Source organism: Dyadobacter sp. (genome assembly GCF_039919315.1).
Classification (GTDB): domain Bacteria; phylum Bacteroidota; class Bacteroidia; order Cytophagales; family Spirosomataceae; genus Dyadobacter.
Genome location: NZ_JBDSFX010000010.1, coordinates 52,987 through 79,168 on the forward strand (window position 1 = coordinate 52,987; position 26,182 = coordinate 79,168).

Here is a 26,182-nt window from a genome sequence, read left to right on the forward strand (position 1 = left end):
GTTATGACATATCTAGGATCATAGCTATGTCCGGTATACTAACCCGGGGTTTCAACCCAGGGTGGCACCACTTGTGACTTGCCAAACATTTACCCCAATTCTTCGAGCACCTTTTCCAGCAGTGCCTTGGTCTGGCGGATACCTTCATCATTGGTCGGCTTGGTCATATCCCCGCCCATATCCCGCATCAACCCGCCTTCGTATTCAATGCCAACAATGCCACCCGTCCAGCCCGAGGCCTTGATAATATTAAAGACCTTGATAAAATCCGTTTCCGGGTCATTGCCTTTGTCGTCGAACCGGTGGGTTTTTGCACTGATACCACGGGCATAAGGCATCATTTTCTTCACTCCTTCGTACCGGTCATGCTCTTTGACGCAGGTTGTCGCCATTATTCCTTTTAGATCCATTGTGGCAGGTTTGCTTCTTTCCGCGCAGAAATTGCCAAAATCAGGAAGCAGGCCTTTGTTTTTCGCAGGAAGCTGTTTCATAACTCCCACCAGCCAGTCCGGGTCGGTGGAGACGCCAAAATGGTTCTCAACAATGACATTCAATCCGGCCTTACCAGCATATTCCAATAACCTTCCATAACCATCCACAGCCGCCGTCGCCAGTTGTTCGGGCGTACCTTCTTCTTTCTTTCCCGATAGCATCGCCATCGCATCACCCAGGTTCACACGGATCGCAGTACAGCCCAAAAACTTCGCGGCATCCACCCACGGATAGTGACTCTCCGCCGCTTTCTGCCTCGCAGCGGCGTCGAGAGCCGTCAGGTTTTCACCATCCACCATGATCAGGTGATTTTTCATCCCCAGATCGTCGCATCGCTTTTTCAGTTCTTTCAGATAAGTCTGGTCGGTATGTTTATTGTTGAAAAAACCCGATACATATTCCAGAATGCTGATGTCATAATCATTTTTGGCCCGCCCAGGGAAATCCATATTGGTCATTTTGCCGCCGTATAGCTCGGAAGCGAAGGAAAATTCAGCCAGTGAAATGTCAAATGTGAACTTGGCAGCGGTATCCTTTGCCATCAGTGAGTCGATGGACGCCAGGCCGAGCCCGGCAGTAGCCAGCCCAAGTTGGTTGATAAATTGACGACGGTTCGTATTCATAAGGTAGTTATTTTGAAATTGGGGAAATCATTTTGTGACGAAAGTGACTGAAAATGGCACGAAAAGTGCTCCTTTTGCAGTATCATTTTTAAATACAAAATACAGGTCTTGAGCGCCGGTTTGCGGGGAAATCAGAACTTTGTAAGGTGCCGGCGGCTTACTGGAATTGAATGCATTGGGATCACTGCTGGGTTCAATGAAAGCCGTTTTACCCAACAGCTCGCCGTCTACCATACCTTTGTGTATTTCTACTATTCCACCTTGCGCATTCAACTGGTCCTTCGGCGCAGCTACGACCAGATCCAGTTCGGTAATATCGGTCAGGTCAATGTTCTTGAAAGTGGCCGACGTATTCGGAGTGGTGACAATCAGCAGGTTATTTTCACCCAATTTGAAACGCATGATATTCTTCGAGGCATCGTCGGCATTGCCAAACAACAATGTAGGGTTTTTCAGGATCAGCGTTTTTTCGGTCGTCTGCGCGGGCATACCATTGGCTCCATTGTCTTTGTAGCTGGCCAAAAATTTATAAATGCCTTTATTCGGATCACCACCTTCCGGTATCTTCGCCAGCACCTCTCCCGAAGGCGGCAGAAGCTCTGCAGCCGTTTTTTCATTGGCCAGACTCAATATGTACTTCACCATTTGCCCCGCTTCCGGCAAGCCTATCGAAGGATGCGCCGCCATTGCAGTTTCGCCCCAAACGCCCGCTCCGCCTTTGATAATTTTATCCGACAAAGTGGCCACTGCCCCATTGTCAGCCTTGTATTTTGCGGCAACATCGATGAATGCCGGGCCAATGGATTTCTTGTCCTGGAAATGGCAGGCTTTGCAATCACTTTTCTCGATCAGTGTTTTTCCGGCTGTGAATGTGACGGGTGCTTCCTGATGTCCCAAGTCATTTTTCGGTTTGTCTTCCGCGTCCTGGTAGGCTGCTATTATCTTCACTTTGGAAGCCGCAATGCGTTTATTGTCCAGACTTCCGTCTTCCTGGTCGCTCACATTCACTTTGTACTGAATAGGCTTTCCGGGAAAGAAGAATGTTTTGTTGCCGCCCGTGAGTTCCAGCGATACCCGGGGAGGATCATTACCTGCCTGAACCGTTAAAGATTTCGAATCTTTCAAACCTTTCGCATCGCTAACCGTCAGCAAAATCTTATAAATACCCTTTTTCTTAAACGTAAATGAAGGATTGGGTTCGGTCAGAATAACTGGCGCAGTACCCGCCTGGGAAGTGATTTTCCATTGATAGTGTAACGAATCATTGTCAAAATCTCTGGTACCTGCCGAGGATAGCTGAACCGTAAAGGGTATCGCGCCCGCATGCTTGTCGGTCGAAGCAGCTACAAATGGCTTCCGGTTGCCGCCATTGTATTCGATCCTGACCAGCTTGGATTCGGGGTTTCCCATAAACCAGCCCTGACCATATTCCAGTATGTAAAGGTCACCATTGGGCCCAAAAGCCATGTCGATCGGATGTTCCAGTTTCAGATTAGGAAGAAAACGCTCCATTTTCACATAATCACCTTTCGGGCTGAGTGTTACAGCCATGATCCAGTCGCGCATCCATTCGTAGATCAGCAATTTTTTATCGTAATAATCCGGAAAAGGACGCTTTGCATTTTTGAAATTATCATTATAAAACACCGGCCCAGCCATGGCACTTCTACCGCCCGACCCCAGCAATGGAAACCGCTTGGTTTCGGCGGCAGGATACCAGATGAATGCTTTTTGCGCTGGCGGCAACTCAGTGAGCCCGGTATTGTTGGGAGAATTATTAACCGGTTTGTCCGCATTGAATTTCTCTCCCGATTTTTTGGTCTCAAAATCATAATCCCAAAAAGCTTTATTATCGCCCACAAAGTAAGGCCAGCCGTAGTTTCCAGCCTTCCGCGCCTGACCGAATTCGTCCTCAGCAGCAGGCCCCAGACCAATAGAATCCTTACCCGCGTCAGGCCCTACGTCGCCCCAGTACAGATTTCCATTTTTGGAATCCACCGAAATACGGTATGGATTCCGGTGGCCCATGGTATAGATTTCGGGGCGGGTTTTGGAATCCGCTGAGGTGTTTCTTGGAAAAAGATTGCCGTCTGGAATGGTATACGACCCGTCGGCTTCCGGATGAATGCGAATAATTTTCCCTCGAAGATCGGCGGTATTCGAAGATGACTTTTGCGCATCGAACGGGCTCTTTCCCGGGCGCTCGTCTATGGGTGCGTAGCCATCGGAGGCGCGTGGACTGGTATTATCCCCGGTCGACAGGTATAAGTTTCCCTGCGCGTCCCAATCGATGGAACCGCCGGTATGGCAGCAATTATCGCGTTGAACCGGGATTTTCAGAATCACTTTTTTTGAGGCCAAATCAAGGACATTGCCTTTCATTTCGAAGCGCGCCAGTATGTTTTCAGGTATGCTGCCAGCAGGCGAGTAATAAAAATACACCCAATGGTTCTTGGCAAAGTCCGGGTCGATGTTCACGCCCAGCAGCCCGTCCTCTGCCTCCGAGTTGTCACTATATTTGGTACTGACCGGTATAGTAGCGATTACCGAAGTCTTTTTAAGCAGCGGGTTGTACAGTTTGACCGCGCCGTGCCGCTCAATGAACAGCACACGCTCGTCGGGCAGGATTGCCATTTCAAGCGGCTCGTTCAGGTTTTCGGTCAAGACCACTTTTTGAAAACGGTTTTCTTCCGGTGCCTGCGCCAGTACACTTGTGGATAGCAGCAGGATCGGGATCATTGTAAAAAGTTTTTTCATTAAGATGATGTGCAACTGTTCACAAAAGAAGTATTTCAATAAAAAATTGAAATTTATTAATTAAAAATCTGGTACAATGATAAAACAAAAAAATCATTGTGTAAAATTTACGCATTGAATTTTTTGAGTTAGATCTATATGGTAGAGCATCATTTAAAAACCATCCTGGAAAAGACTTTGCAGGAGCTGTCAATCGACTGTGTGATATTCGGATTTCATGCCGGCGAGCTGAAAATGCTACTGCTGCGCTGGAAGGCCACGGATGGGTGGAGCCTGCCTGGCGGAAGAATTTATAAAGACGAGTCCGCGGACCATGCGGCGACCCGTATCTTACTGGAAAGGACTGGATTGAGCGAAATTTCCCTGCATCAGTTTCACACTTTCGGTGATACTAACCGGAACAAGTATTTCACGGAGGAACAGTTGTTACACAAGCTGGAAGCAACATTCGGAAGTAGCTTTTTCGCGGAGTTGGTCTACAAACGGATCGTTTCGATCGGCTACTTTGCCCTAGTAGAATTTGATCAGGTACAGGCCACGCCCGACTGGTATACCGACGAATGCCGCTGGTGGGGAATTTCCGAAATTCCTCCGCTCCTGTTCGACCATAATGAAATGATCGAACGCGCATTGACAGCATTGCGGCAGCGGATCAGAACCCAGCCGCTGGGCTATAATTTGCTGCCTGAAAAGTTCACCATGCCTGAACTTCAAAGGTTGTACGAGACCATCCTGGACAAGCAGTTCGATCGCCGCAATTTCCAGAAGCTGCTCATGAGTTATGATATCCTCGAAAAACTGGAAGAAAAACGCGTGGGCGTGGCCAACAAATCACCATTTCTATACCGGTTCGACAGGCAGAAGTATGAAGCTGCGATGGAAAATGGGGTGTCGTTTTCGATGTAACAGCTTCAAACGCTATTAATTATAAAGCTTTTTAAAGACCTCCGCGTACCGGCGACCCAATTCCCTCGCAGAAACACTGTCAAAATGAGTCTGGTCGCCTTTTTCCGTTAGTCCCGCGCCACTCACGAAGGATGTATTTTTAACTTGCTCAGGCAGTTTCATGATTGCCTCATTTACTATTTTGGCACAAGGATGCCCATTGACATAAAACTCAGCCATGGTACCGGCCACAAAAGGTAAGGACTTAATTTTCAGCTCATTTCGAAACCTCGCAACGAGCGATTGTAGCTTGTCGGCATACAATCCAGCATGCAATGAGTCGCTATCCGATTCGCCTTGTTGCCAGAGTATGCCTTTCAATTCACCTTTCTGCAATGCAATTCGGGCCCTTTTCATCGCATCATCATACGGATGGCTTTTGGTAGGTTCGTAGTATTTCCCCGGTTCCCACACTTCAATGGGCGAGCCGCCTACCGCGCTGGGAATAAGTCCGATCACGACATTGGTATCTGCATCCGCCATTGCTTTTGCAAAAGCAAAACCGGGCCCTACGCCGATCACGGGTGGTTTATCAAAATGCAATGGCTCGGTAGCCAGCTCCCAGGTATTGTCCTTCGTGAGCATCCAGATTCTTGGGTGCGTCGTTTTGTCCTGCTCTTCCACCTTACCGCGCCCCGCCATATTGGACTGCCCGGCCAGGAGGTATAAATGAAACTTCCTTTTGGGAATGTCCGGCTGGGCGAATGCGGCTTGCGTAATAATCATCAGAAAAATCAATCCTTTTAACAGCTTCATTTTTATTTTGCTAAATGTAAATACCCGTCGTGATCAGCCTTCATTTTGTCGCAATAACACCCTGTAAATGGCTACATTACCTGCTAATTTTACAATGTTATCACATTACCGACAATATACTTGGAAAAGGTTCAATTTTAAACCTAATGATACCATGAGCACGATCAACAAAACATTTGAAGCCGAACTACTGAAAAGCCCCAGCAAAGGCGGCTGGACTTATGTCAGATGGCCGGAATCAGTCACATTTTTCAAAACCCGTGGCCTGGTGAAGGTGGCAGGTAGCATTGACGGCCATGCTTTTCGCAGTTCCTTTATGGCACTGGGCGATGGTACGCATAAGCTTCCGGTCAAGTCAGAAATGTGCAAAATTCTGAACAAAAAAGAGGGTGACCGCGTGGAAGTACACCTGGAAGAACGTATTGACAAGTAAGTCTTTTCGTGCATAGGAGGTTATTTCGGTAGTAATTTTGCTGCTAAGGCTGCTTTAAATCAATAAATAGCAGCCTGTCACCTAATCCTAACCCAATCATCTAATGAGCGTTCACACCAACCGCAGAGATTTTGTAAAAATGGCCGGGCTCGGCGCACTTGGTTTTACTATTTTGCCATCATTGTATGGTAAAGCTGCGGCCAGCGACAGGCTCAGGATCGCGCACATTGGGTTGGGAGGAATGGGGAACAATCACATGAAATGGTTTGCCAACTTGCCAGAAGTAGATATTGTCGCGCTCTGTGATGTAGATGAGCTGCATCTGGGTGAAACGCGTCAGAAACTGGAAGGCATGAAGCCCGGTAGCAAGGTGGATACGTACGCTGATTTCCGTCATATCCTGGACCGAAAAGACATTGATGCGATCACTGTCGCCACGCCCGATCACTGGCACGCGCAGATCGCGACGCTGGCGTTTCAGGCAGGCAAGGATGTATACGGCGAAAAGCCGCTTTCCTATTGTATGAAGGAAGGCCAAATGATGCTCAAACAAATGAATAAGCATGACCGGATCTTCCAGATGGGCAACCAGATCCATGCGGGCGATAATTTTCACCGGGTCGTGGAGATCATTAAATCGGGAGCGATTGGTCATGTCCATACCGTTCGGCTTTGGAAACAATCTACCACCAAGGAACTGGGCTCTCCCACTGTGCAGGCCATTCCTAAAACGCTGAACTGGGATATGTGGCTCGGTCCCGCTCCCTATACGGACTACATTCCCGAAAAGTGCCATTTCACTTACCGGTATTTCCTGGATTATTCGGGTGGAGAATTCGCTGACTTCTGGTGCCATATTGCAGACGTCGTTTATTCATCCATTCAGCCCAAAGGTTTGAAAAAAATCAGCGCACGCGGCGAGGCTTACACCGGCATTGCGACCGCCCCCAAAACCCTTGACGTGGACTATGAATTTGACGGATTAAAAATATTCTGGACTACCATTCCGCCGAATGTGACGGGAGCGGCTGACCGTGGGATCGGCGCATTTTTTGAAGGGGATAAAGGAACATTGATCTGCGATTACAACACGCGGGAAATCACCATTAACGGAGAAAAAATGACGGATATCGCTTCCATACCCGTCACCAATCCGAGATCACCCGGCCACCAGCAGAATTTTGTGGACGCCGTAAAGGCCAGGACGCAGCCAGAGTCCAACCTGGCCTATGCCCGCGAGCTCACGATCCCCATGCATTTGGGCCTGATCTCCTATCGATTGAAAAGAGAATTGACCTGGAATGCGGATAAGGAAAAGTTTGTCGGCGATAAAGAGGCCAACAAACTGCTTTCCCGAAAGCCGCGTAAGAAGTGGCGCCTGGTTTAGCGTCAGTATGTAGCAGTAAGGTGATTTTTGCAGGGGGTGAATGGATTTTTTGTAATATTCATTTACTGTAAAATATCCTTTACTTTTGAAAAAATACATTAATCCCTAAACATGCGGCCTTATCATCTTGGTCAGAAATGGTTGCTCGGTTTCGCTCTGGCGCTCATTTACATACCCTTACGTACATATATAAACGTTCCGGAAGATGTTTGGGGCACCATTCTCCGAAAACTGCCGCTTTTCGGGATGGAAATCGTGATCAGTACTATTTTTTACACCACCTGGATCTATCTGATCGATTGGTTTCTTCAAAAGATTGCCGTATTGACTGGTACTGGTGATCCGTCTGGCTTCAGACTCTCCAACCAATTGATTGCCTTGGTCCCAGCCATTCTGCTGGCTGTTTTTTTCAACTTTCTGTTGATCTACACTTGGGGTTTAATGGACCATTTATGGACCCGTATGCCTAGACCATTTATACGTGAACCTAACTGGCTTATGAGCAGAGCGCTCCGGTTACGGGCAAACCAGGCGCTCACGATCATGGCATTGATAGCAGCTTACTACCTGTGCGTCAATAACCAGGTGCAGGAAAAGCTAAAAAAGCTCCTTGTTGATTCAGAAAAGCTCGAAAAGGAAAACATGAGCGCGCGGTTTCTGGCATTAAAAAATCAGATCAGTCCTCATTTTCTGTTCAACAACCTGAGCGTACTTTCTTCGCTGGTAGAGTCGCGACCCGAAAAATCCAGTGAATTTATACAACAATTATCGCTCGCTTACCGCTACATTCTGGAACAGGCGGAGTTGCACCAGATCAGTTTGAACGAAGAGATCAAATTTCTGGAAACTTACACCTACCTGCTGCGCACGCGGTTTAAAGAAAAGGTGATCATGGATGTAAAACTATCCCCTGACGACCTGGAACGCTATTCGGTGATACCATTGACATTGCAACTGCTGATCGAAAATGCGGTCAAGCACAACACGATGTCGGTAAATAATCCACTAACGATCCGTATTGCCATTGAAGATGGCCTGTTAATTGTAAGCAATCCATTGCAGCTCAGGCAGCCTGGCGAGCCTACCACCAGGCTCGGCCTGAAAAACATTGAAAACAGGTATAAACTGTTGCAGAACAAACAGGTAGTGATCGAGAAAACGAGCACTCATTTTGTCGTAAAAATTCCACTGATATCATGAATGTGCTGATTGTAGAAGACGAGGAACTAAGCGCGGAGCGACTGCGAAACCTCATTTTAGGCATTGATCCTTCCATGATGATATTGGGCATTATTCCCTCGGTTTTTGAAACGATCGCCTATCTGGAAAACCAGTCCAACATTCAGCCTGACCTTATTTTCCTGGATATCCATCTTGAAGACGACAATGGTTTCAAGATCATTGAGAGACTGAACCTGATGATACCGATCATTTTTACCACGGCATTTGATGCCTATATGCAAAAAGCTTTCAAGACACACAGCATCGATTACCTCTTGAAACCCATCAATCCGCTGGAATTGCAGGCGTCTTTGCTGAAATTCAAAAAACTAACCGCGATCTCCACTAATCGGGACGGCATGGTCACTACCGATACTTTACCGGCGACGATGCTGAGTGAAAAATACAAAGACCGCTTCCTGTGCACAGCCGGATCGCGGATTTTTACATTTAAAACAACAGATATCGCATATTTCACCATTGAAGAAAGGGCCACTTTTTTACGACTGTTCGACGGAAGGCATTTCGCAGTCGAGTACAGCCTCGAAAAACTATGCCAACTGCTCGATCCCCAGGAATTTTTCCGCATCAACCGCACGCTGTTGATCTCAGTCAGTTCGATACGAGAGATTCACTCCATTTCTGCCGGGAAGCTCAAAATTGAACTGAATCCTACCCAGTCACAGGAAGCTTATGTGAGTGCCGACCGCATTAGCGAGTTCAAAAACTGGCTCGGACGCTAGTAACCACTAGGTACTCAGCAACGTGAAATGGCCTTTCGCGATTCATTAACTGACTTTCCGAGATTTCAATTTTCAACAGAATCTGCATTTGACAAAATTGGGTTTACAGAAAGCCATGTACTGTCATGTCATCCATTAAGTTAAGCGTCCGTAAAAGATTTCACCTGTTCCGAAGCAGGACCCGCGTTTGGGAGACCAGTCCAGTGCAATTGGACCATTATCGGATCATTTTTATCATGTCCGGCCACGGGCAGTTTATTCTGAATGGTAGCATGTCTTCCTACTCGCACCATGGCATTCTTTTTCTAAAACCAGGCCAACAACCTGTATTTCAAGAGGATAAAGACACTGAAATTTTTGTGATCGCTTTTGATACTTACCTGGGGGATGATTTTCAAAAGAAAAAAGCATTCAGTCCTGACTTTGCCGATACTTATAAACTTGCTGAAAATCTTTGCAATGGCATCCGCATGAGCCAGGGCCAACCGATCCCCAACGAGCGGGATAACCAGACAGTCCATTCGCTGATTAGTCAGGTCACATTTGAAGTTGCCCAGCGTCCGGCATCCCACATCAAGCTGATCCGCGGAAGCATTGAAATGATCGTGACGATCCTGGCCAGAAATAATTTTGAAAGTAAAAAGGCAGGAGAAAAAACCTCCCGTGACGTCCTGACTGATCAGATGATCGAATTCCTCAGAAATGAATTGCACCAAAACAAAAGCATTCGGGTACCTGAATTTCTTTTGAGATTCAATGTATCCGAAGATGTTGCCAATATTTGTATCCTGAATCAAACAGGAATGTCGCTGCGCAATTTTATTTTCAAATATAAATCCGACCTTTTTAAAAGCCGGATGTTAAAGGTCGATGTAATAGAACTGTCGCCCTATTTGCAGCGACATTAACAGGCTTTACCGTTAAAAGCAAATCCGTAACCGCTTTATCAGTTTTATTAGGTTAGCATTTTTCTTTTTGGTTTTTTCGTATAAAACTCATCCAGGAAAATATCTCCGTTAAAACTACTCATGAAGAAAATTGCCATTATTGGTGCCGGTCCTGCCGGCCTGACCGCTGCATATGAACTCACAAAAAGAAATTATCAGGTAGACATTTTTGAATCTCAGGACAGTGTCGGAGGAATGAGCCGCACCATTATGCTTTGGGATTGTCTGGTAGATATTGGCCCGCACCGATTTTTTAGCAGCAACAGACAGATCAACGAATTATGGCTCGAAGTTGCGGGTGAAGACTACCAAATGATCAACAGGCAGACCCGGATATTTTACAAAAACCGATTTTTCCAATACCCTCTCAAACCTTTCAATGCTTTCAAAAATTTAGGGCCTTACGAAACATTGCGTTGTATCATTAGTTATGGTCAGCAAAAAATTGCGCCGGTCCCATTCAATGGTGATTTTGAAAGCTGGGTCACTCGCCGTTTTGGCAAGAGGCTTTTCTTTATATTTTTCAAAAATTATTCCGAAAAACTATGGGGCATTAAATGCACCGAACTCGACGCGGATTTTGCCACTCAGAGAATTAAAAAATTATCGCTTTACGAAGCAATCAAAAATGGTTTTTCGGGTGACAGTGCACAACATAAAACACTGGTAGATCAGTTTGCCTATCCATCCAAAGGAACCGGAATGATCTATGAAAGAATGGCTGATCATATTGAAAAAAATAACGGTCAGATATTTCTAAATACGAAGGTCAAAAGAGTAGTAGTCAAAGATAGTATCGCGCAGGGAATTGAATTGGAAGACGGTACGATAAAAAATTATGACGCGGTAATCAGTACCATGCCTCTTACGAGTTTGGCCAACACCATCGACAATGTATCTTCGTCGGTCAAAGAGTCCGTTGCAAAGCTCAAATTCCGTAATACCATTGTGGTTTATCTTTTGGTGGACGGAGAGGGCCTTTTTACAGATCAATGGTTGTATATTCACTCAGCCGATCTGCATGTGGGAAGGATCACCAATTTTCGCAACTGGCTTCCGGAACTTTACGGGGATTCCAAAAAGACCATTCTGGCGCTGGAACTTTGGTGTAATTCGGATGATGAGATCTGGCAATATCCAGATGAAAAACTGATAGAAATTGCAAAATCAGACTTAAAAAAGACTGGTCTGGCAGGCATAAAGGCCATTGATGAAGGGTTCATTTACAGAATCCCCCGTTGCTACCCGATCTATTCAAAAGGTTACATGGAAGCACTTTTACCAGTTCAGGAATACCTTTCCGGTATTGAAAATCTATATCCCGTCGGCAGGTACGGCGCCTTCAAATACAATAATCAGGACCATAGTATTCTGATGGGAATGCTGGCGGCCCGAAAAATTGACGGAGAGCAGAATATTGACCTCTGGGGAATTAATACTGACTACGAAAACTATCAGGAGAGCACTACTATTACGGAAGCAGGTTTAAAACATAATACCAAAAAAGGGTCGCACCAGTACTGATCTATCGATAAAAACCTCCATGCTGAACTTTGATCAATGGCTTACCAATTACACTCTTTTAGGGTTTTTTCTGGTCCTGATTTTTGCACTATTATATTTTAAAGTAAAAATAAACACGGCAAAACCATATCAATCTAACAGTTGGTTATGGGCAATCCTTTTTTTTGCGCTGCTGTTTTACATGCGCTATCCATTCATTGCATACAATCATGAATTGGATATTGATGAAAGTCAAATGCTGGTGCAGGGAATGAGCCTGAAAAAGTTTTGGATTTACTGGAAATATGTGGACGGATTGACACAAGGACCATTGTCCAGTTATGCATTGATATTGCCGTCTTGGTTGGGTATGCCTTTCGACTACACCTCCGCTCGTTTATTGGGTTGCATTATCCTTTGCATTACCCTTTCGGCCACTTTCCTGACATTTAAAAATCTTTTTTCGCCGCTGATTTCCCTGGTTGCTTTTCTGCCCATTGCATTCTTTTATCTTTTGAGCCAGGGTTCTTTTTCGACGCTCTATAATGAATACCTGGTCCTTTTTTTACTGGCGCTCTGTTTTTGGTTTTTCTCTATATTATATCGCCAGTTACAACCCAATATTACGCTGCTATTTGTGCTCGGGTTTGTTTCAGGAATGGTACCATTTGCAAAATTACAGGGAGTACCCACTGCGCTGGTGATTGTAGTTTTTACAGCCATAATTGTTTTCCAGCGCAGTACGCAAAAGATAAAGTCGCTGGCCAGTCTTTGCGTGGGTGGGTTGCTGTTTCCTTTGATCGTATTGTGTCTTACGATTCAGTTTGGAGCGTTCGAATATTTCTGGAAATTCTATCTGATTGGTAATTTTGAATATTCCAGCGGAGGAACTACCTGGCAAAAAGCGCTTCAATATCCCGGGTTTTTGGCACATTCCGGACAATTTCTATTCTTATTCATTGCTTATCTATTTTTAATCATTTTTGCACTGTGGGTTTTGATCCGTTCAGGTTCATTATTTAAATCCTTCAATCTGCTTTTTTGGTTTGGCCTGATTCACATTTTTACTTCTTTTTACGGCGTTATTAAGTCCGGATATTTATTCCCGCATTATCAGCAATTTTTGATTATTCCGTTTGGAATATTTTCGGGAGTGTTAATGGAAGCAACTCTAAAAACAGCGCAATGGGATGCTCGAAAAGTTCAGCTATTTTCGTTTGTCTGGATGCTAATCTGCCTATCTCCTCACCTGATTAATAAGCTGGCGACAGTGACAGGCCATGCTTCATTACCGGGCATTCAGGTTTACAAAGAAAGACTCGGAGCGCCACTTTTCATATCACCAGTTTCGAGGGAAATTTTGAAATATGCGCACCAAGGAGATAACATCGCTTTATGGGGCTGGCACCCGTCCTATCATCTTGAAACGAAGCTGACGCAGGCAACGGCCGACGCTATACCCTACCGGCTTCTTACACCCAGCCCCAAACAGAAAACCTACCAGGAAAAATATTTGAGTGATCTGAAAGCAAGCAGACCGGTCATTTTCATCGATCTGATGTCCTGTCAGTCGTTCTGGTTCAATGATCCCACCCAATACAAACATGAGCAAATAGCTGGATTACAACAATTTATCTCTCAAAATTACCAGCAGGTCATCACCGTCGACGATGAGAGGATATTCGTTCTGAAAGACCGGCTGAAAATGCTTTCGAATTAGGTTTGCAAAAAGTCCGTCGATCAAAATACAACTTAAAACACTGCTGGCAATATAAAAGATTATCGCCTCTGCCCCAGGAAGCTGCTCGCCTTACCGCAGTTTAGCGTGCACGTGCACATTTGTCTTGTGATATTGATATTTTTTCGTTAAAATCACACTTCAAATATTGCGCTGGATGAAAGTTCAGCCCAATCCTAAACTCCTGAAAAATGTCACGCTTCTTACCACCAGGAAATGGCATGCGCCGGTATGCCATATTGTGCATCCTTTCCTTTCTTTGCTGCGCCGCTCCTGCACGATCCCAGGAAATTGACCTTTTGCTGAAAGGCGGGCACGTCATTGACCCGAAAAATAATATCGATACCTATATGGACGTCGCTATCACTGCGGGAAAAATCGTGCGGGTAGCGGCGGATATACCAACTGCTTCGGCGAAAAAGACAGTCGATGTGAAAGGTTTTTACGTCACGCCCGGCCTTATTGATATGCACGCGCATGTTTTTAACGGTACTACGCCGGATGCCTACATTGCAAACGCTTCTACCAGCCTTCCACCGGATGGTTTCACATTCCGCGCCGGTATCACCACGGTCGTGGATGCAGGCTCATCGGGCTGGCGGAATTTCCGGACATTCAAATCACAAACCATTGACAAAGCGCAAACGCGCGTACTGGCTTTTTTGAACATTGTCGGAACCGGAATGGCGAGCCGGTACGAGGAGCAGGACCTGGCCGATATGAATCCGGTGATGGTAGCGAACATGATCAAAAAGCTCTTTCCCACGATCATTGTAGGCATCAAATCCGCGCATTACTGGGGCGATTATGCACAGGTTCAAAAGGCGGTGGAGGCTGGTAAGCTGGCTGATGTGCCTGTTATGGTTGATTTTGGAGAGCACCGACCGCCGCTTTCCATTGAAAAGCTTTTCAAAGAATACCTTCGCCCGGGCGACATTTTCACGCATACCTATGCATACGGGCCCAACGATCGCGAGGTAGTAGTGGACGAAAACGGCAAGGTGAAACCATTCATTTTCGAGGTTCAGAAAAAAGGGATTGTCTTTGACGTAGGCCATGGCGGAGGTGCTTTTTCGTGGCGACAGGCCATTCCTTCACTAGCGCAGGGTTTTAAACCCAATGTGATCAGCACCGACCTGCACACCGACAGCATGAATGGCGGTATGAAAGGGCTCGATAATGTTATTTCCAAATTCCTGAACATTGGCATGTCTCTGCCCGACGTCATCCTGCGCACTACCTGGAATCCCGCTCAGGTGATCAAACGTCCCGATCTGGGCAGTTTGTCGGTAGGTTCTGAGGCTGATGTGGCCGTTTTTAATCTCAGAAAAGGTGATTTTGGATTTATTGATGCCAGAAGGACCAAGCTAAAAGGCGACAAAAAACTGGAAGCCGAGCTGACGATCCGCGCGGGCAAGATCGTATGGGACCTGAACGGTATCAGCGTGCCGGGTTGGGAAACGGAAATGTCTGCCAAATAATCAGTGTCAACCATTGTGATCTCTCATTGAATTATGAATGCAAGACTTTGGGGCATTACTTTGCTGCTAACCGGCGTGCAATCTGTTGTTGCTCAAAAATATGACCTGCTGATCAAAGGTGGCCATGTAATCGATCCGGCCAGTGGTATCCATACGGTGATGGATGTGGCGATCAGCAAAGGAAACATTGCCCGGGTGGCAGTATCCATTACCGATTCCGCGGAAAAGGTGATCATCGCAAAAGGAATGTATGTCACGCCTGGCTTTATCGATCCGCACACCCACGTTTTCGTTGGTAGCAATCCTGGCCTGTTTGCCAATGGTGTCAACAGCGTGTCGCCGGACGATTTTACTTTTCGTTCAGGTGTTACGACCGTCGTCGATGCGGGCACTTCGGGCTGGCGGAGTTTTCCCTTGTTTAAAAAGCAGGTCATTGATCAATCCAAAACACGGATTCTGGCCTTTCTGAACATCTCTGGCGAAGGAATGACTGGCGCAGAACATGAGCAAAACCTGGCGGATATGAATGCCGATTCCACAGCGGCCATGATGAAAAAGTACCCCGAGATCATTGCAGGCGTGAAGATCGGGCACTATAATGGTAAAAATTGGTCACCCTTTGAAACCGCATTGGCAGCAGCGGGAAAAGCAGAAAGACCATTATTTGTTGAATGTCATTTACCTCAATACTCATTGCAGGACCAGCTTGCCAAAATGCGTCCCGGCGATATGATCACGCATACATTCGAAAACATTTCGGAGCGGATGCCCATAGTCGATGATGACGGTAAGATTAGACCATTTGTCCTGGAAGCAAAGAAACGCGGCATTCTCTTCGACCTCGGTCACGGCGGAGCGGGTTTCTGGTTCGATCAGGCTAGGCCGGCTGTCAAACAGGGTTTTTATCCTAATTCATTTGGTACGGATTTGCACCGTTTCAGCATGAATTCCGGCATGAAAGATATGGCTAATGTGATGTCAAAATTTATGGCACTGGGCCTTTCGCTGGAACAAGTGATCGCTATCGCCACCTGGAACCCTGCCAAAGCCATTCACCATGAAGAATTGGGAAATCTAAAAGAAGGAAGCGTTGCCGACTTAGTCATTGTCAGGCTGCGCGAAGGGACATTCGGGTTTATCGATTCGGCACAGAAAAGCATTACCGGTGATCAGAAACTGGAAGTTGAAATGACATTGAAGCAAGGAAAAGTAGTATGGGACCTCAACGGCCTGAGCGCTAAAAAATAAAGCAGCTATCACATCATGAACTCAAAAGTCTTTTTCCTAAAACACTTTTCCAAAGCATTAATATGCTGCGTACTCATTACAATGCTCATTTCCGGCGCGCGCAATGCGGAAGATAAGCCGCTGCCTCCCGGCGATCCCGACAATGGCGGACTGACCTTTCCCGATGGATTTGAGTCGGTAGTAGTGGCCGACAGTACCGGATTGGCCAGGCACATTGTGATCAACGACAATGGCGACATTTATGTAAAACTCCGCTACTTCGGAAAGGGCCAGGAAGGCGGAACCGTGGCTTTGCGCGATACCGATGGTGACGGTAAGGCTGATATCATGACAAATTTCGGGAAGTACCAAGACCACAGCAGTCTGGCAAACGGTATCACGATCCGTAATGGATACTTATATTTCAGTTCGTCGCTGGTGGTTTACCGCAGCAAACTGATCCCCGGTCAGTTGCTACCCGATGAAAATATCGAAGTCATTCTTAAAGATGACCACGAGCATGAAACGCATTGGCACATCACCAAACCTATGGCTTTCGATAATAAGGGGAATATGTATGTACCGTTCGGCGCGCCTTCGGACGCGTGTCAGGATATGGTCAATTCGCCGGGCGGGAAGCCGGGCAGCATCGGCCTGAATCCCTGCCCCGACCTTGAAAAGCATGGTGGTATCTGGAAATTCAGTGCGGATAAAGTTGGTCAGACGCAGAAAGATGGGACATTGTTCGCAACCGGCCTCAGGAGTATTGTCGGAATGCGATGGAATCCCGACGATGAAAGTTTGTATGCAGTGGTACACGGACGCGACAATCTGCACCGCCTTTTTCCTGAATTATTTTCCTCCTGGCAAAGCGCGGTGCTGCCGGCGGAAGAGTTCGTAAAAGTGACTCAGGGAACAAATGTCGGCTGGCCTTACTACTATTTTGACCAAATGAAAGGTAAAAAAATGCTTAATCCAGAGTATGGGGGCGATGGCAAAAAGGAAGGCGAAGGCACCAAGTATCAAAATCCATTAATGGGGTTTCCAGGCCACTGGGCGCCCAATGACCTTCTTTTTTATAAGGGAAACCAATTTCCCGAACGATACAAACATGGCGCATTCATTGCTTTTCACGGTTCTACTAATCGCTCACCTTATCCGCAAGCGGGTTATTTTGTAGCTTTTGTCCCATTTAAAAACGGCAAACCCGATCGTGATTGGGAAGTATTTGCAGACGGTTTTGCAGTCATTGATCCGATCATTAATACCAATGACGCCAAATTCAGGCCGATGGGATTGGCCGAAGGACCAGACGGTTCCCTATACATGACCGACTCCAAAAAAGGGAAGATCTGGCGGGTGATGTTCAAAGGAAACAGAAATGATTTTGGAACAAAACAGCTTGCTGCGATGGAAACACACAAGCAGCTCGCCCATATCCGCACCCCCGACGAAATAGCTGATAATCTGGATACTAAAACCAAAGTAGCGGGCCAGCGCGTGTACAACACTTATTGTACGCCCTGCCACCAGCGCAATGGTATGGGCGACGGCAGCCGTTTCCCTCCGCTAGGCGGCTCGGAATGGGTAACGGGGAGCAAAAAACGGCTCATCGAGGTTGTCGCAAATGGCTTAGAAGGGGAAATTCAGGTGGCGGGCAAGCCTTACAATGATTTAATGCCCAAACATAATTTCCTGAGAGACGAGGAAATGGCACAGGTACTGACATTCATACGCCAAAATTTCGGTAATGATGAAGATGCAGTTTCTGCGAGTGATGTCAGGCGGGTGTTGAAAAGGTAGCTTTTAGAACACTAGATTCCTGCCCAAAAATGGTAGCATTCGTGCATAGAATCTTCCGTTTTCTGTCCAGTTTTTGTTAAACGGATCGCCTCGGTATTCTTCGGCTTCATGCTCAACTCCCAGGTCTTCCAGCTTTTTACTAAATGTCTGATTGGCATACACATGATCCTGATTTGCGTCAAAGCGGCCCCAATCAAAAGCAATACCTCGCAAACTTTTCAGGTTTGCAGCTGATTCATTCAAGGTTTCTTCCAGATGAAAACCGGCTTTGGCAGTAATGATGTTTTGAATATTAGATTTCAATTCGCCATTTTCCAGATCAGCAAAAAAGTCGCAATAAAATGGCGGACGGTTCAGATTGGGCAGAAATGCCTGACATACCCTGAGAAAAATCTGTTCACGGACATTGCCAGCCAAATCGTCGAATGTTTTGGCATGATGAATTTTTTTCCAGTCGATACCTATACCCGACCATGGCATGTGCCCCATGCCAACTGCCACAGGATGCAAGGCATACACGGAGCTAAAAATATCGGCGTGTGTCATGGCCAGTTTCAATGCACCACGTCCACCGATAAAATCTCCCGCCAATGCCCGACTGTCGCGATGCGGCAAAGTCCGAAAGCGCCTGTCTATGAATGGTACCAATTCCTGGGTTGTAAAATCCAGCCACTTTCCACTGACAGGCGAGTTTTCGTAGATACTGCCTGTCAACGCGGTACTGTAATCCGCGACTACGAAAATGAGCTCATTCAAGACACCCTGGTCAAATCCTTTTTCCAAAAGCCTGACCAGATTACCATCCTGAAACATCTTTTCGGCATTCCAGAAAATATTATGACAGTAGTACACTACCGGATAGGCTTTGCCTGAACTTTGGTACCCGGGCGGCAGGTAAATTTTGATACTACGCTCCGTATCAAGACCGACGCGATTTTCCCTGAGTATGGCAGAAGCCAGCTTTTCAGTAATAACCTTGCCGTGCCTGGGCCCGGGTGCTGCATTGTTGGCCTGCATCACTTGCTGTCTCTTGTTATCGGCAGTCACCACCGCCTGCGCCAGGATTTCATTTATGCAGAAGAGCAGTAAAAGGATTAGAGTGAATGGAGTTTTTGTCATGTCGGTATGGGGTAGAATGGATTGCTGCTTTAAATCAAGCGTTGCGCGATACCAAAACCAAAATTGAATGACAACCGGAAAGTTTTAATTGACCAAATGACTGAATGATTGGGGGAGTGTTTGCCGGACAAGCAGAATCAAGCATTGCTATGTTAGCAGCCAGTTTGCACCCTAAAAATAAGAAAGTATAACTTATCAGAAAAAAAGCAGCCGAATAGTACATTTATTTCGACGGATACCTATACTATTGCACACGAACGAAGTGATGCTCGCGAATTTCAATAAGATATGATTTCTCCCCAAAGGTTACGATGCATAGTGGTGGACGATGAGTTGGTTGCACGTGAACTAATAGAAAAATATGTTGCCAGGATTCCTTTCCTAGAATTGATTGGTGTAAGCGATACCGCTATTGATGCCCTCTTCCAGATTCGTCAACTGCAACCGGATCTCGTATTACTCGACATTGAAATGCCCGGCATAACAGGTTTTGAGTTGCTCAAACTGCTTCCCAGCAATCGTCCGGCCATTATTATGATCACCGCCGATCCTTCTTATGCCTTGGAAGGTTACGAACAGGAGGTCACCGACTATCTGATGAAACCGGTTTCCTTCGAGCGCTTTTTGCGCGCCGTCAATAAGGTAGCAGTCGTTTCGACAGATACAGCGGGGGCAGCCAATGAGGCCGTTTTGGAAAAAATAAAATCAGCCTCAGAAGTAAAGTCCGACCAGCATAACTTTCTCTTGTTGAAAGAGAATAAAAAACTAATCAAGGTAGACCCCCATGAAATCCATTTTATAGAAGGGATGAAGGACTATCTCAAACTTCACTGGTCCGACCGTATTTCGGTGATAAATATGACCATGTCAAAATTGGAAGAAGTTCTTTCGAAGACGTTATTTCTAAGGGTCAATAGGTCTTATATCGTGAATAAAGACGCTATTCTGGAAATCGAGGGCAACGAAATCACCACACGAAACGGCAAGAAAGTCCCAATCGGTGTCACTTACAGAAGCAATGTGCTGGCATCTCTACATAAAAACAGGGTCTAATGTAATATGGCTAATCAGGTTTTCCCTTTTTTCAGGCTGCCAGGCCATTCAGTGAGGATACTGCTGCACTTGGTGACATGGTTAGTGGTATGGTTAATACTTCGTTATTATTCTATGCCTTCTTTGACCAAGGACAACCTAACTGTTGTACAACATGCCTCGGTCGCCATACTTTTACAATCGCTATTCATCTTTTATTTTTTGGGATATGTAGTTTTTCCAAAGTTTCTATTTCAAAGGAGGCTAGCCATCCTGATCCCGTGCCTGCTGATACTATATCAGATATTACACATTAGCAACTATTACGAATTCGCATATTTATCCCAAGTTAGCAATGGCACGCTAAACGGTAATAAATTGTATGTGAAGAGATTGTGGGATGAGTACCTTGCACCAAATCCATGGTCAGCCTGTTTTACAAACTTTACAATTGCCTATATCAATTATGCATGGAGTTTGTTTTATTTAATTCCCATTCTTTCAGTGAAAGTAATGCGGAATGTCATTTCAGTGCGAACTCAGAATTTAAGATTGGAGAGAGACCGGCTTCAACTAGAGAAAAACAATCTTGATCTTCAGGGAGAAAGTTTGAAGCTGCAAAGGGATAATTTAAACCTGGAACTCAGCTTTCTAAAATCCCAAATCAATCCCCATTTTCTTTTCAATACCCTCAACGCAATTTATGCGAGAACTGCTGATGTTGACGATCATGCTGCGGATTTGGTTATGAGGCTTTCCAATTTGATGCGGTACAGCTTGTATGAATCCAATCGGGAAAAGGTCGTCATGACGAAGGAGGTGGATTATATTGAAAGCTACATTGAACTGGAAAAAGCCAGATTTTCCGAAAAAGTTACCATTGAGTACCATCTGATTGGTAACCCCGACCATTACTTCATTGCACCACTCCTCTTGATTTCATTCGTCGAAAATGCATTTAAGCACGGAACCAGTCGAAGCATCGCCCCATCATTCGTATATATTTCAATTGATTTGGAAGGCTATAATCTCCGTTTCCAGGTGAAAAACAGTGTCCCCCCAAAAAGTGGCTTATCATCATTGAAGAAAACAAATGAAAAGGCGGGAGGTTTCGGCCTTTTGAATACTGCAAAAAGACTTGAGTTGCTATATCCGCAAAAGCATAAATTAACTGTTACTCAAACAGATGAGCAATTCGGTATTGAACTGGAAATCGACTTGACCAGCATCAGTCATCTTCATGAAGATGTAAAATTATAGTTAGTCTTCCAAATAGCCTCATTAGTCGAAATTATTGCCTCATTGGTCTAAAAAATTACCAACGACTTCCCCTATTTGATACATTCACAGCGGAGTTTGAATTTCTCCCCTGTGCACACCTCTATCTCATTAAGTTACGAACCCTAAAATGACTAAGCAATCGAAGCCAGTAGGCAGACTGGTGTTAAAAAAAGAACGAGTTGTAAATATTACACCAAACAAGTTCACAGGCATAGTGGGTACAGACATGGAAACCACCCAGCAAAGTACACCTGTTTGCAGACTATTAACCATTTAATCATCTGTTAGCCAGTCATTAAGTCAAATGATAAACCACCTTGGCTTTTACCTGATACGCAGGCCTGCCAGATCAATTGACCAACTCAACAAGTTTCATCAGCAACGCGCAGACAGATCTTCCGAAGAACTTTTAATGGGTTACTATATGGGTGATTTGCTGTTAAGGGAGGCGATACTAATCGCCTCTCCTTCTTTATACGAGCGGATGCAGCGCTGGCTCGCAGGTGAAAAAATCACAGAGAAACAGCAGCTACTCGTCACACTATACAAATACTTTATTCGCACTACCACACGCTGCACCCCTTTTGGGCTGTTCTCCTCATCCACAATTGGAAATATTCAATCGGGCAGCGGGGTTCTGCTGTTGCCTTTCGAAGCCCCGGCAAAAAAAATATCCGTCGACATTGAGTTGATACCCGCCATCAGTAAATGGCTAACAACCTGCTCGGTTGTCCGGAAACAGCTTAAACTCTTCCCTAACACTTCTCTTTATCCGACCGGTAATGCGAATTACAGGTACATTGAGTACATCCACCATAACACCCAAAACCAGTATTTCATCAGTGCACTGGACGACTCCGAAGCACTGTCACTTATACTTGACCGTTCAAAATCCGGCGCAACCATTCCTGAGCTTGTCCTTGCGCTCGCCGCCCACGGAAATGCATGTGAGGAGTCTCTTGAATTTGTTGACCTATTAATTGAAAATCAGATACTTGAATTTGAGATCGGCCCGCAGGTAGTAGATGGTGATCATTTTCTCAAACTGATCTCACAAGTCTCACTGCTTGAAAACACCGCTAACATAGTCGCAAACCTAAGAGGAATGCAGCAGGTTTTAGAAAGAAAAACGGACCTCCCGGCCATACACACTGCGCTCGATTTAGAACTAAAGAGCATTGGAATCACCCCTGAAAAGCCGAACATTCTGAAAGTAGATTCTTACTTTTCTCCCGGGAAAAATCAACTCGATGATGCCGTAGTAAAGGAAATCAGTGAAATGATCGGCAAAGCCATGGTACTGAATCAAAGCAGGTTACCGGAAGATATTCAGAAATTCAAAGAGCGGTTTTTAAAAAAATTTCATGACCGAGAGGTGCCCCTGGCGCTCGCACTCGATGACGATACGGGTGTCGGGTACGGGCAAGGTTCAGCGCCTGCTCCCGGGTACGCGCCGATGATTGATGACCTCGGTCTCCAAACAGGTAAACAACCAACTTCTGTCCATGACAGCTGGTGGCAGCAATTCATCATTGAAAAGTATAGCCAGGCACTAAGAAAAGGTCAGAAGGAGCTAATCCTTACGGACCAGGATTTGGAAATGATCGGTGCTCAAAAACAAAAAATGCCCATGCTACGTGATGCGGGTAGTTTTTTTGTTTTCGGAAATATCATTGCAGAGTCTGACCGGGAACTGGATGGCGGCCAATTTCTTTTTAACATCCTTGCATGCCAAGGCCCATCGGCAGTGAATATGCTGTGCCGTTTTGCCGACGGCATTCCCGGTCTGGAAGAAAAGTTGCACGCATGCACAAGCGAGGAAGAGCGTATGCATCCGGACGTTGTCTTTGCGGAAATTGTCCATTACCCGGATAGCAAAGCCGGCAACATTCTCACCAGGCCACATTTGTATTCCTACCAGATCCCATACCTCGGTCATGCCAGTGTGCCGGGGGATTTCCAGATCCTGCTGAGTGATCTAATGGTTTCGGTTCGAAATGGTGACATTGTTCTGCGCTCCAAAAGGCTGAATAAACGCATTATTCCACGGCTATCCAGCATGCATAACTTTCGAAAAGGCGTGCCGGTTTATCGCTTTTTATGTGACTTGCAGGATCAGGATGCTAATCTTAATATGACCTGGGATTGGGGAATATTGCAAAAACAAGCGTATCTGCCGCGGATCAGTTACCAAAAACTCATCATTAACAGAGAAAGTTGGCTTTTACAAGGCCAGGATTTCAGGGATAAGGACAATGCCGACGTCAATGCAGCGATCCGGGAGCTTGGTCTGCCTGAAAACTTCACAGTAGCATCCGGCGACAATGAACTGCTTATCAACACGAGCGTTGCAGAGTCGATCGATCTGCTATTGGAAATTTGCAGAAAAAATGAAACGGTCAGAATTATGGAATTCCTTGGTGCTGCTGAAAATTGCTGGGTTACCAATGGTCAGGAGCGGTTCGTCAGCGAATTTGTATTCCCATTCCAGAATCCCGACGTGGCTCCGATCCCCGGTTTCTCCCTGCCTGCATACGATATTCCTGAACAGCACTTCGCATACGGCAGTGAGTGGTTGTTTCTGAAAATATATACCAGCGAAAAATCCAACGAATCTCCGTTGATCAGCGTTTTGTATCCGTTGATCTGCAAATTGCTGGAAGATCAGATCATTCAGCAATTCTTCTTTGTGCGTTACAATGACCCGGATCCACATTTTCGGCTACGATTTTGGGGTGATCCTGCTACAAAATTTTATCAGCAAGTTTGGGAAGCTGTCCACGATGCTGTTGCTCCACTTTTACAGGCCGGCACCATTCATGACATTCAGACTGACACGTATTGCCGGGAGCTGGAAAGGTATGATTGGAACCATATCGCGCTTTATGAGAAGCTTTTTCAGGTCGATACTTTGGATACAATGCATTTTCTGGCAGGCTGTAACCGCGATGAAAATGAGCGATTTTTATTCAGTATTAAAAAAATAGACAAGCTACTGAGCGACGCCGATTATTCGTTATCTCAGCGTCACGCTCTGATTGAAAAGTTAAAAGAAGGCTTTTTCGACGAGTTCAAAGGAGATCCGGCGCTCAGGAAGAAGCTTAATGTCAGGTACCGGCATTCTAAGACTGAAATTCAGCAATTGCTTCAAACCCATGAAACAGACCGGGACGGTGAGCAGCGGCTTCTTCTAAAACAACTGCCAAAAGAAGACAAAAAGCGGGAAACCATCTTATCCAGCCTGGCCCATATGACCGTCAACCGTATATTTCCTTCCAAACAGCGCGTTTATGAGTTGATGCTATACCATTGCTTATTCAAGCATTATGACAGCGTGGTGGCAAGAAACAGGCAATCGAACGAATCTCTCTCGGGCAGCCCGAAAGCTATTTTTTCAATTTGAGTTTCAGCATACCGGCAGCCTTCGTATAGCCTCCCTCTGCCCCATCGACAAAATGAATGTGACCATCTTTCAGATCACGTACGTAGCACGACATCACGGACTCGCTACTCACAAATAATCCGTACAGGATTTCTCCGTCCGCTTCCAATTGATCCAAAACAGTCTCTAATTGGAGTCTTTGCGCCTCAGTACCAGAAATAACGGTGTTGATTTTACCATCCATGACCAGCGTATCCGACATTTCCACGAGGTGCGTCAGGTAGTTTCTTCCTCTCGAAGTCTGGAAGTAAACATAGCCGGTCAATGCTGTCAGCCAGGACCCTACTGCTCTCAGTAACTGGACTTTACCCAACCTGACAAGCATTTCCAGTTCAATTTTATTAAATGTTGTTTTCCATTTCAGCTTCGAAACAGAGATCGGCTGACGTTTTTCCGGTGTGCCATATATGTCGTCCAGATGCCGCATCACTTTACTGAAAGCCTCCTGCTGCTTTACTTTCCCGGTTGCTATTACCAGCAGTGTGACAATTTCCTGCATATTTTCGGGCGGAAGTATTTTGTCCCAGCGACATTGCATTCCGCTGAGATCCAGCTCCTCTCCGGCCGTCACGGGCGGAGCCAGCAGGTAATTTTCACCTTTAATTATTTTTTCGGCAAAGTTCAATCCATTGCCAGTCACAACCGGAATCGAAAGCGTTTCAGAAGCCTTTAACTTGCTGATTTTCAATTCATGACCCAAGCCATAAATATTGGCAACAGGTACCTCTCCTACCCGAAGTTCCAGATTGAAATTGTCCTTCGTATTGTTCCTATACAACAATAACCCTCTCATAACCACACCAATAATGGATGAAGGCAAAATGAATGTCGCGCCATCGCCCCCAAAGAAAAACGGAATGGTGATACCCGCTTTGAATGCAATGTTCAGTACAGTAACAATGCTTCCCGTGGCTATGAGGTTTACGGTTTCGTGCATGCCATTCTGCACGGCCATGGTCGAATTTTTGATGTCGGTCACGATCACGTGCCAGTTGTCGGGCACATTGTAAAACAGGTGTTCTTCCAGCAGCAGATCGCTGAGCGGGATATGGTTTACCGGCAGGCGTGAATAAAACTGGTCGCTTTTTGATTCGGGGATCATGGGTCGAAAATGTCAATTGAATTTATACCAATTTTCTGAATAAATCATTTGAGACTGGCTGCGTCTTGCATTGGGTATTAACTTTTCAATCCTAACCATTAAATATTGGGCTAAAATAACCGTATTAGGTATATTCGTAGCTGGTGACTT

19 protein-coding genes are annotated in these 26,182 nt (G+C 45.8%); 14 read left to right on the top strand and 5 right to left on the bottom strand.

Translation table 11 applies throughout. The features are described from left to right. Positions 1 to 89 precede the first annotated feature (89 nt). Both ABIO93_RS02870 and ABIO93_RS02875 read right to left on the bottom strand, forming a co-directional pair. Complete coding sequence (locus ABIO93_RS02870) at positions 90 to 1,115, bottom strand: TIM barrel protein (RefSeq protein WP_348064229.1); 1,026 nt, start codon at positions 1,113 to 1,115, stop codon at positions 90 to 92. Positions 1,116 to 1,142: 27 nt separating this feature from the next. After that, entirely contained in the window at positions 1,143 to 3,872 is a 2,730-nt protein-coding gene (locus ABIO93_RS02875) for a PQQ-dependent sugar dehydrogenase (RefSeq protein ID WP_348064231.1), read from the bottom strand. A 138-nt stretch (positions 3,873 to 4,010) separates the two neighbouring features. Between ABIO93_RS02875 and ABIO93_RS02880 the strand changes: the two genes are divergently transcribed. Beyond that, positions 4,011 to 4,778 carry an NUDIX domain-containing protein gene (locus ABIO93_RS02880; protein WP_348064233.1) on the top strand — a complete coding sequence of 256 codons (768 nt, stop codon included), beginning with the start codon at positions 4,011 to 4,013 and terminating at the stop codon, positions 4,776 to 4,778. A gap of 15 nt (positions 4,779 to 4,793) precedes the next feature. Here the strand turns inward: ABIO93_RS02880 and ABIO93_RS02885 are convergent, their stop codons facing one another. Continuing rightward, positions 4,794 to 5,573 carry a sialate O-acetylesterase gene (locus ABIO93_RS02885; RefSeq protein WP_348064235.1) on the bottom strand — a complete coding sequence of 260 codons (780 nt, stop codon included), beginning with the start codon at positions 5,571 to 5,573 and terminating at the stop codon, positions 4,794 to 4,796. Positions 5,574 to 5,727: 154 nt separating this feature from the next. Here ABIO93_RS02885 and ABIO93_RS02890 point away from each other — a divergent pair, with 154 nt between their 5' ends. From ABIO93_RS02890 to ABIO93_RS02935, 10 genes are all read left to right on the top strand, one after another. Next, the gene (locus tag ABIO93_RS02890; protein ID WP_348064237.1) at positions 5,728 to 6,006 is read left to right on the top strand and encodes a DUF1905 domain-containing protein; all 279 of its coding nucleotides are present in this window, start codon (positions 5,728 to 5,730) and stop codon (positions 6,004 to 6,006) included. Between the two features lie 103 nt (positions 6,007 to 6,109). Continuing rightward, positions 6,110 to 7,393 (top strand): Gfo/Idh/MocA family oxidoreductase, encoded by a 1,284-nt coding sequence (locus tag ABIO93_RS02895; protein WP_348064239.1) that lies wholly within the window; start codon positions 6,110 to 6,112, stop codon positions 7,391 to 7,393. 111 nt (positions 7,394 to 7,504) lie between these two features. Further along, complete coding sequence (locus ABIO93_RS02900) at positions 7,505 to 8,593, top strand: histidine kinase (RefSeq protein WP_348064241.1); 1,089 nt, start codon at positions 7,505 to 7,507, stop codon at positions 8,591 to 8,593. Then, on the top strand, positions 8,590 to 9,357 hold the full coding sequence (locus tag ABIO93_RS02905; RefSeq protein WP_348064243.1) for a LytTR family DNA-binding domain-containing protein: 768 nt from the start codon (positions 8,590 to 8,592) through the stop codon (positions 9,355 to 9,357). The genes ABIO93_RS02900 and ABIO93_RS02905 overlap by 4 nt, the downstream gene beginning before the upstream one ends. Before the next feature lie 125 nt (positions 9,358 to 9,482). Next, positions 9,483 to 10,265, top strand: coding sequence for a hypothetical protein (locus tag ABIO93_RS02910; protein ID WP_348064245.1), 783 nt, complete (start codon positions 9,483 to 9,485; stop codon positions 10,263 to 10,265). 120 nt (positions 10,266 to 10,385) lie between these two features. Beyond that, entirely contained in the window at positions 10,386 to 11,828 is a 1,443-nt protein-coding gene (locus ABIO93_RS02915) for an FAD-dependent oxidoreductase (protein ID WP_348064247.1), read from the top strand. Between the two features lie 181 nt (positions 11,829 to 12,009). Beyond that, on the top strand, positions 12,010 to 13,527 hold the full coding sequence (locus ABIO93_RS02920) for a hypothetical protein (protein ID WP_348064249.1): 1,518 nt from the start codon (positions 12,010 to 12,012) through the stop codon (positions 13,525 to 13,527). A 239-nt stretch (positions 13,528 to 13,766) separates the two neighbouring features. Next, positions 13,767 to 15,026, top strand: a complete 1,260-nt coding sequence (locus tag ABIO93_RS02925; protein WP_348064283.1) for an amidohydrolase/deacetylase family metallohydrolase — start codon at positions 13,767 to 13,769, stop codon at positions 15,024 to 15,026. A gap of 33 nt (positions 15,027 to 15,059) precedes the next feature. Further along, the gene (locus tag ABIO93_RS02930) at positions 15,060 to 16,274 is read left to right on the top strand and encodes an amidohydrolase/deacetylase family metallohydrolase (RefSeq protein WP_348064251.1); all 1,215 of its coding nucleotides are present in this window, start codon (positions 15,060 to 15,062) and stop codon (positions 16,272 to 16,274) included. 15 nt (positions 16,275 to 16,289) lie between these two features. Further along, entirely contained in the window at positions 16,290 to 18,056 is a 1,767-nt protein-coding gene (locus ABIO93_RS02935; protein WP_348064253.1) for a PQQ-dependent sugar dehydrogenase, read from the top strand. 3 nt (positions 18,057 to 18,059) lie between these two features. Here the strand turns inward: ABIO93_RS02935 and ABIO93_RS02940 are convergent, their stop codons facing one another. Then, positions 18,060 to 19,175: an alpha/beta hydrolase-fold protein gene (locus ABIO93_RS02940; protein ID WP_348064255.1), complete on the bottom strand. Its 1,116-nt coding sequence runs from the start codon at positions 19,173 to 19,175 to the stop codon at positions 18,060 to 18,062. Between the two features lie 288 nt (positions 19,176 to 19,463). Between ABIO93_RS02940 and ABIO93_RS02945 the strand changes: the two genes are divergently transcribed. The 3 genes from ABIO93_RS02945 (at position 19,464) to ABIO93_RS02955 (ending at position 24,891) form a co-directional block, all read left to right on the top strand. After that, positions 19,464 to 20,228 (top strand): LytTR family DNA-binding domain-containing protein, encoded by a 765-nt coding sequence (locus ABIO93_RS02945; protein WP_348064257.1) that lies wholly within the window; start codon positions 19,464 to 19,466, stop codon positions 20,226 to 20,228. A 456-nt stretch (positions 20,229 to 20,684) separates the two neighbouring features. Continuing rightward, positions 20,685 to 21,467, top strand: coding sequence for a histidine kinase (locus ABIO93_RS02950; RefSeq protein WP_348064259.1), 783 nt, complete (start codon positions 20,685 to 20,687; stop codon positions 21,465 to 21,467). A gap of 325 nt (positions 21,468 to 21,792) precedes the next feature. After that, complete coding sequence (locus ABIO93_RS02955; protein ID WP_348064261.1) at positions 21,793 to 24,891, top strand: lantibiotic dehydratase; 3,099 nt, start codon at positions 21,793 to 21,795, stop codon at positions 24,889 to 24,891. Here the strand turns inward: ABIO93_RS02955 and ABIO93_RS02960 are convergent. Then, positions 24,875 to 26,032, bottom strand: coding sequence for a DUF3095 domain-containing protein (locus ABIO93_RS02960; RefSeq protein ID WP_348064263.1), 1,158 nt, complete (start codon positions 26,030 to 26,032; stop codon positions 24,875 to 24,877). The genes ABIO93_RS02955 and ABIO93_RS02960 overlap by 17 nt on opposite strands. Positions 26,033 to 26,182 lie beyond the last annotated feature (150 nt).

What these genes read in the sequence shown, in the direction of transcription:
- ABIO93_RS02875 (WP_348064231.1), bottom strand. Translation starts at nt 3,872, where the DNA reads ATGAAAAAACTTTTTACAATGATCCCGATCCTGCTGCTATCCACAAGT.
- ABIO93_RS02930 (WP_348064251.1), top strand. Translation starts at nt 15,060, where the DNA reads ATGAATGCAAGACTTTGGGGCATTACTTTGCTGCTAACCGGCGTGCAA.
- ABIO93_RS02915 (WP_348064247.1), top strand. Translation starts at nt 10,386, where the DNA reads ATGAAGAAAATTGCCATTATTGGTGCCGGTCCTGCCGGCCTGACCGCT.
- ABIO93_RS02910 (WP_348064245.1), top strand. Translation starts at nt 9,483, where the DNA reads ATGTCATCCATTAAGTTAAGCGTCCGTAAAAGATTTCACCTGTTCCGA.
- ABIO93_RS02895 (WP_348064239.1), top strand. Translation starts at nt 6,110, where the DNA reads ATGAGCGTTCACACCAACCGCAGAGATTTTGTAAAAATGGCCGGGCTC.
- ABIO93_RS02885 (WP_348064235.1), bottom strand. Translation starts at nt 5,573, where the DNA reads ATGAAGCTGTTAAAAGGATTGATTTTTCTGATGATTATTACGCAAGCC.
- ABIO93_RS02945 (WP_348064257.1), top strand. Translation starts at nt 19,464, where the DNA reads ATGATTTCTCCCCAAAGGTTACGATGCATAGTGGTGGACGATGAGTTG.
- ABIO93_RS02955 (WP_348064261.1), top strand. Translation starts at nt 21,793, where the DNA reads ATGATAAACCACCTTGGCTTTTACCTGATACGCAGGCCTGCCAGATCA.
- ABIO93_RS02870 (WP_348064229.1), bottom strand. Translation starts at nt 1,115, where the DNA reads ATGAATACGAACCGTCGTCAATTTATCAACCAACTTGGGCTGGCTACT.
- ABIO93_RS02890 (WP_348064237.1), top strand. Translation starts at nt 5,728, where the DNA reads ATGAGCACGATCAACAAAACATTTGAAGCCGAACTACTGAAAAGCCCC.
- ABIO93_RS02940 (WP_348064255.1), bottom strand. Translation starts at nt 19,175, where the DNA reads ATGACAAAAACTCCATTCACTCTAATCCTTTTACTGCTCTTCTGCATA.
- ABIO93_RS02900 (WP_348064241.1), top strand. Translation starts at nt 7,505, where the DNA reads ATGCGGCCTTATCATCTTGGTCAGAAATGGTTGCTCGGTTTCGCTCTG.
- ABIO93_RS02920 (WP_348064249.1), top strand. Translation starts at nt 12,010, where the DNA reads ATGCGCTATCCATTCATTGCATACAATCATGAATTGGATATTGATGAA.
- ABIO93_RS02905 (WP_348064243.1), top strand. Translation starts at nt 8,590, where the DNA reads ATGAATGTGCTGATTGTAGAAGACGAGGAACTAAGCGCGGAGCGACTG.
- ABIO93_RS02935 (WP_348064253.1), top strand. Translation starts at nt 16,290, where the DNA reads ATGAACTCAAAAGTCTTTTTCCTAAAACACTTTTCCAAAGCATTAATA.
- ABIO93_RS02925 (WP_348064283.1), top strand. Translation starts at nt 13,767, where the DNA reads ATGCGCCGGTATGCCATATTGTGCATCCTTTCCTTTCTTTGCTGCGCC.
- ABIO93_RS02880 (WP_348064233.1), top strand. Translation starts at nt 4,011, where the DNA reads ATGGTAGAGCATCATTTAAAAACCATCCTGGAAAAGACTTTGCAGGAG.
- ABIO93_RS02960 (WP_348064263.1), bottom strand. Translation starts at nt 26,032, where the DNA reads ATGATCCCCGAATCAAAAAGCGACCAGTTTTATTCACGCCTGCCGGTA.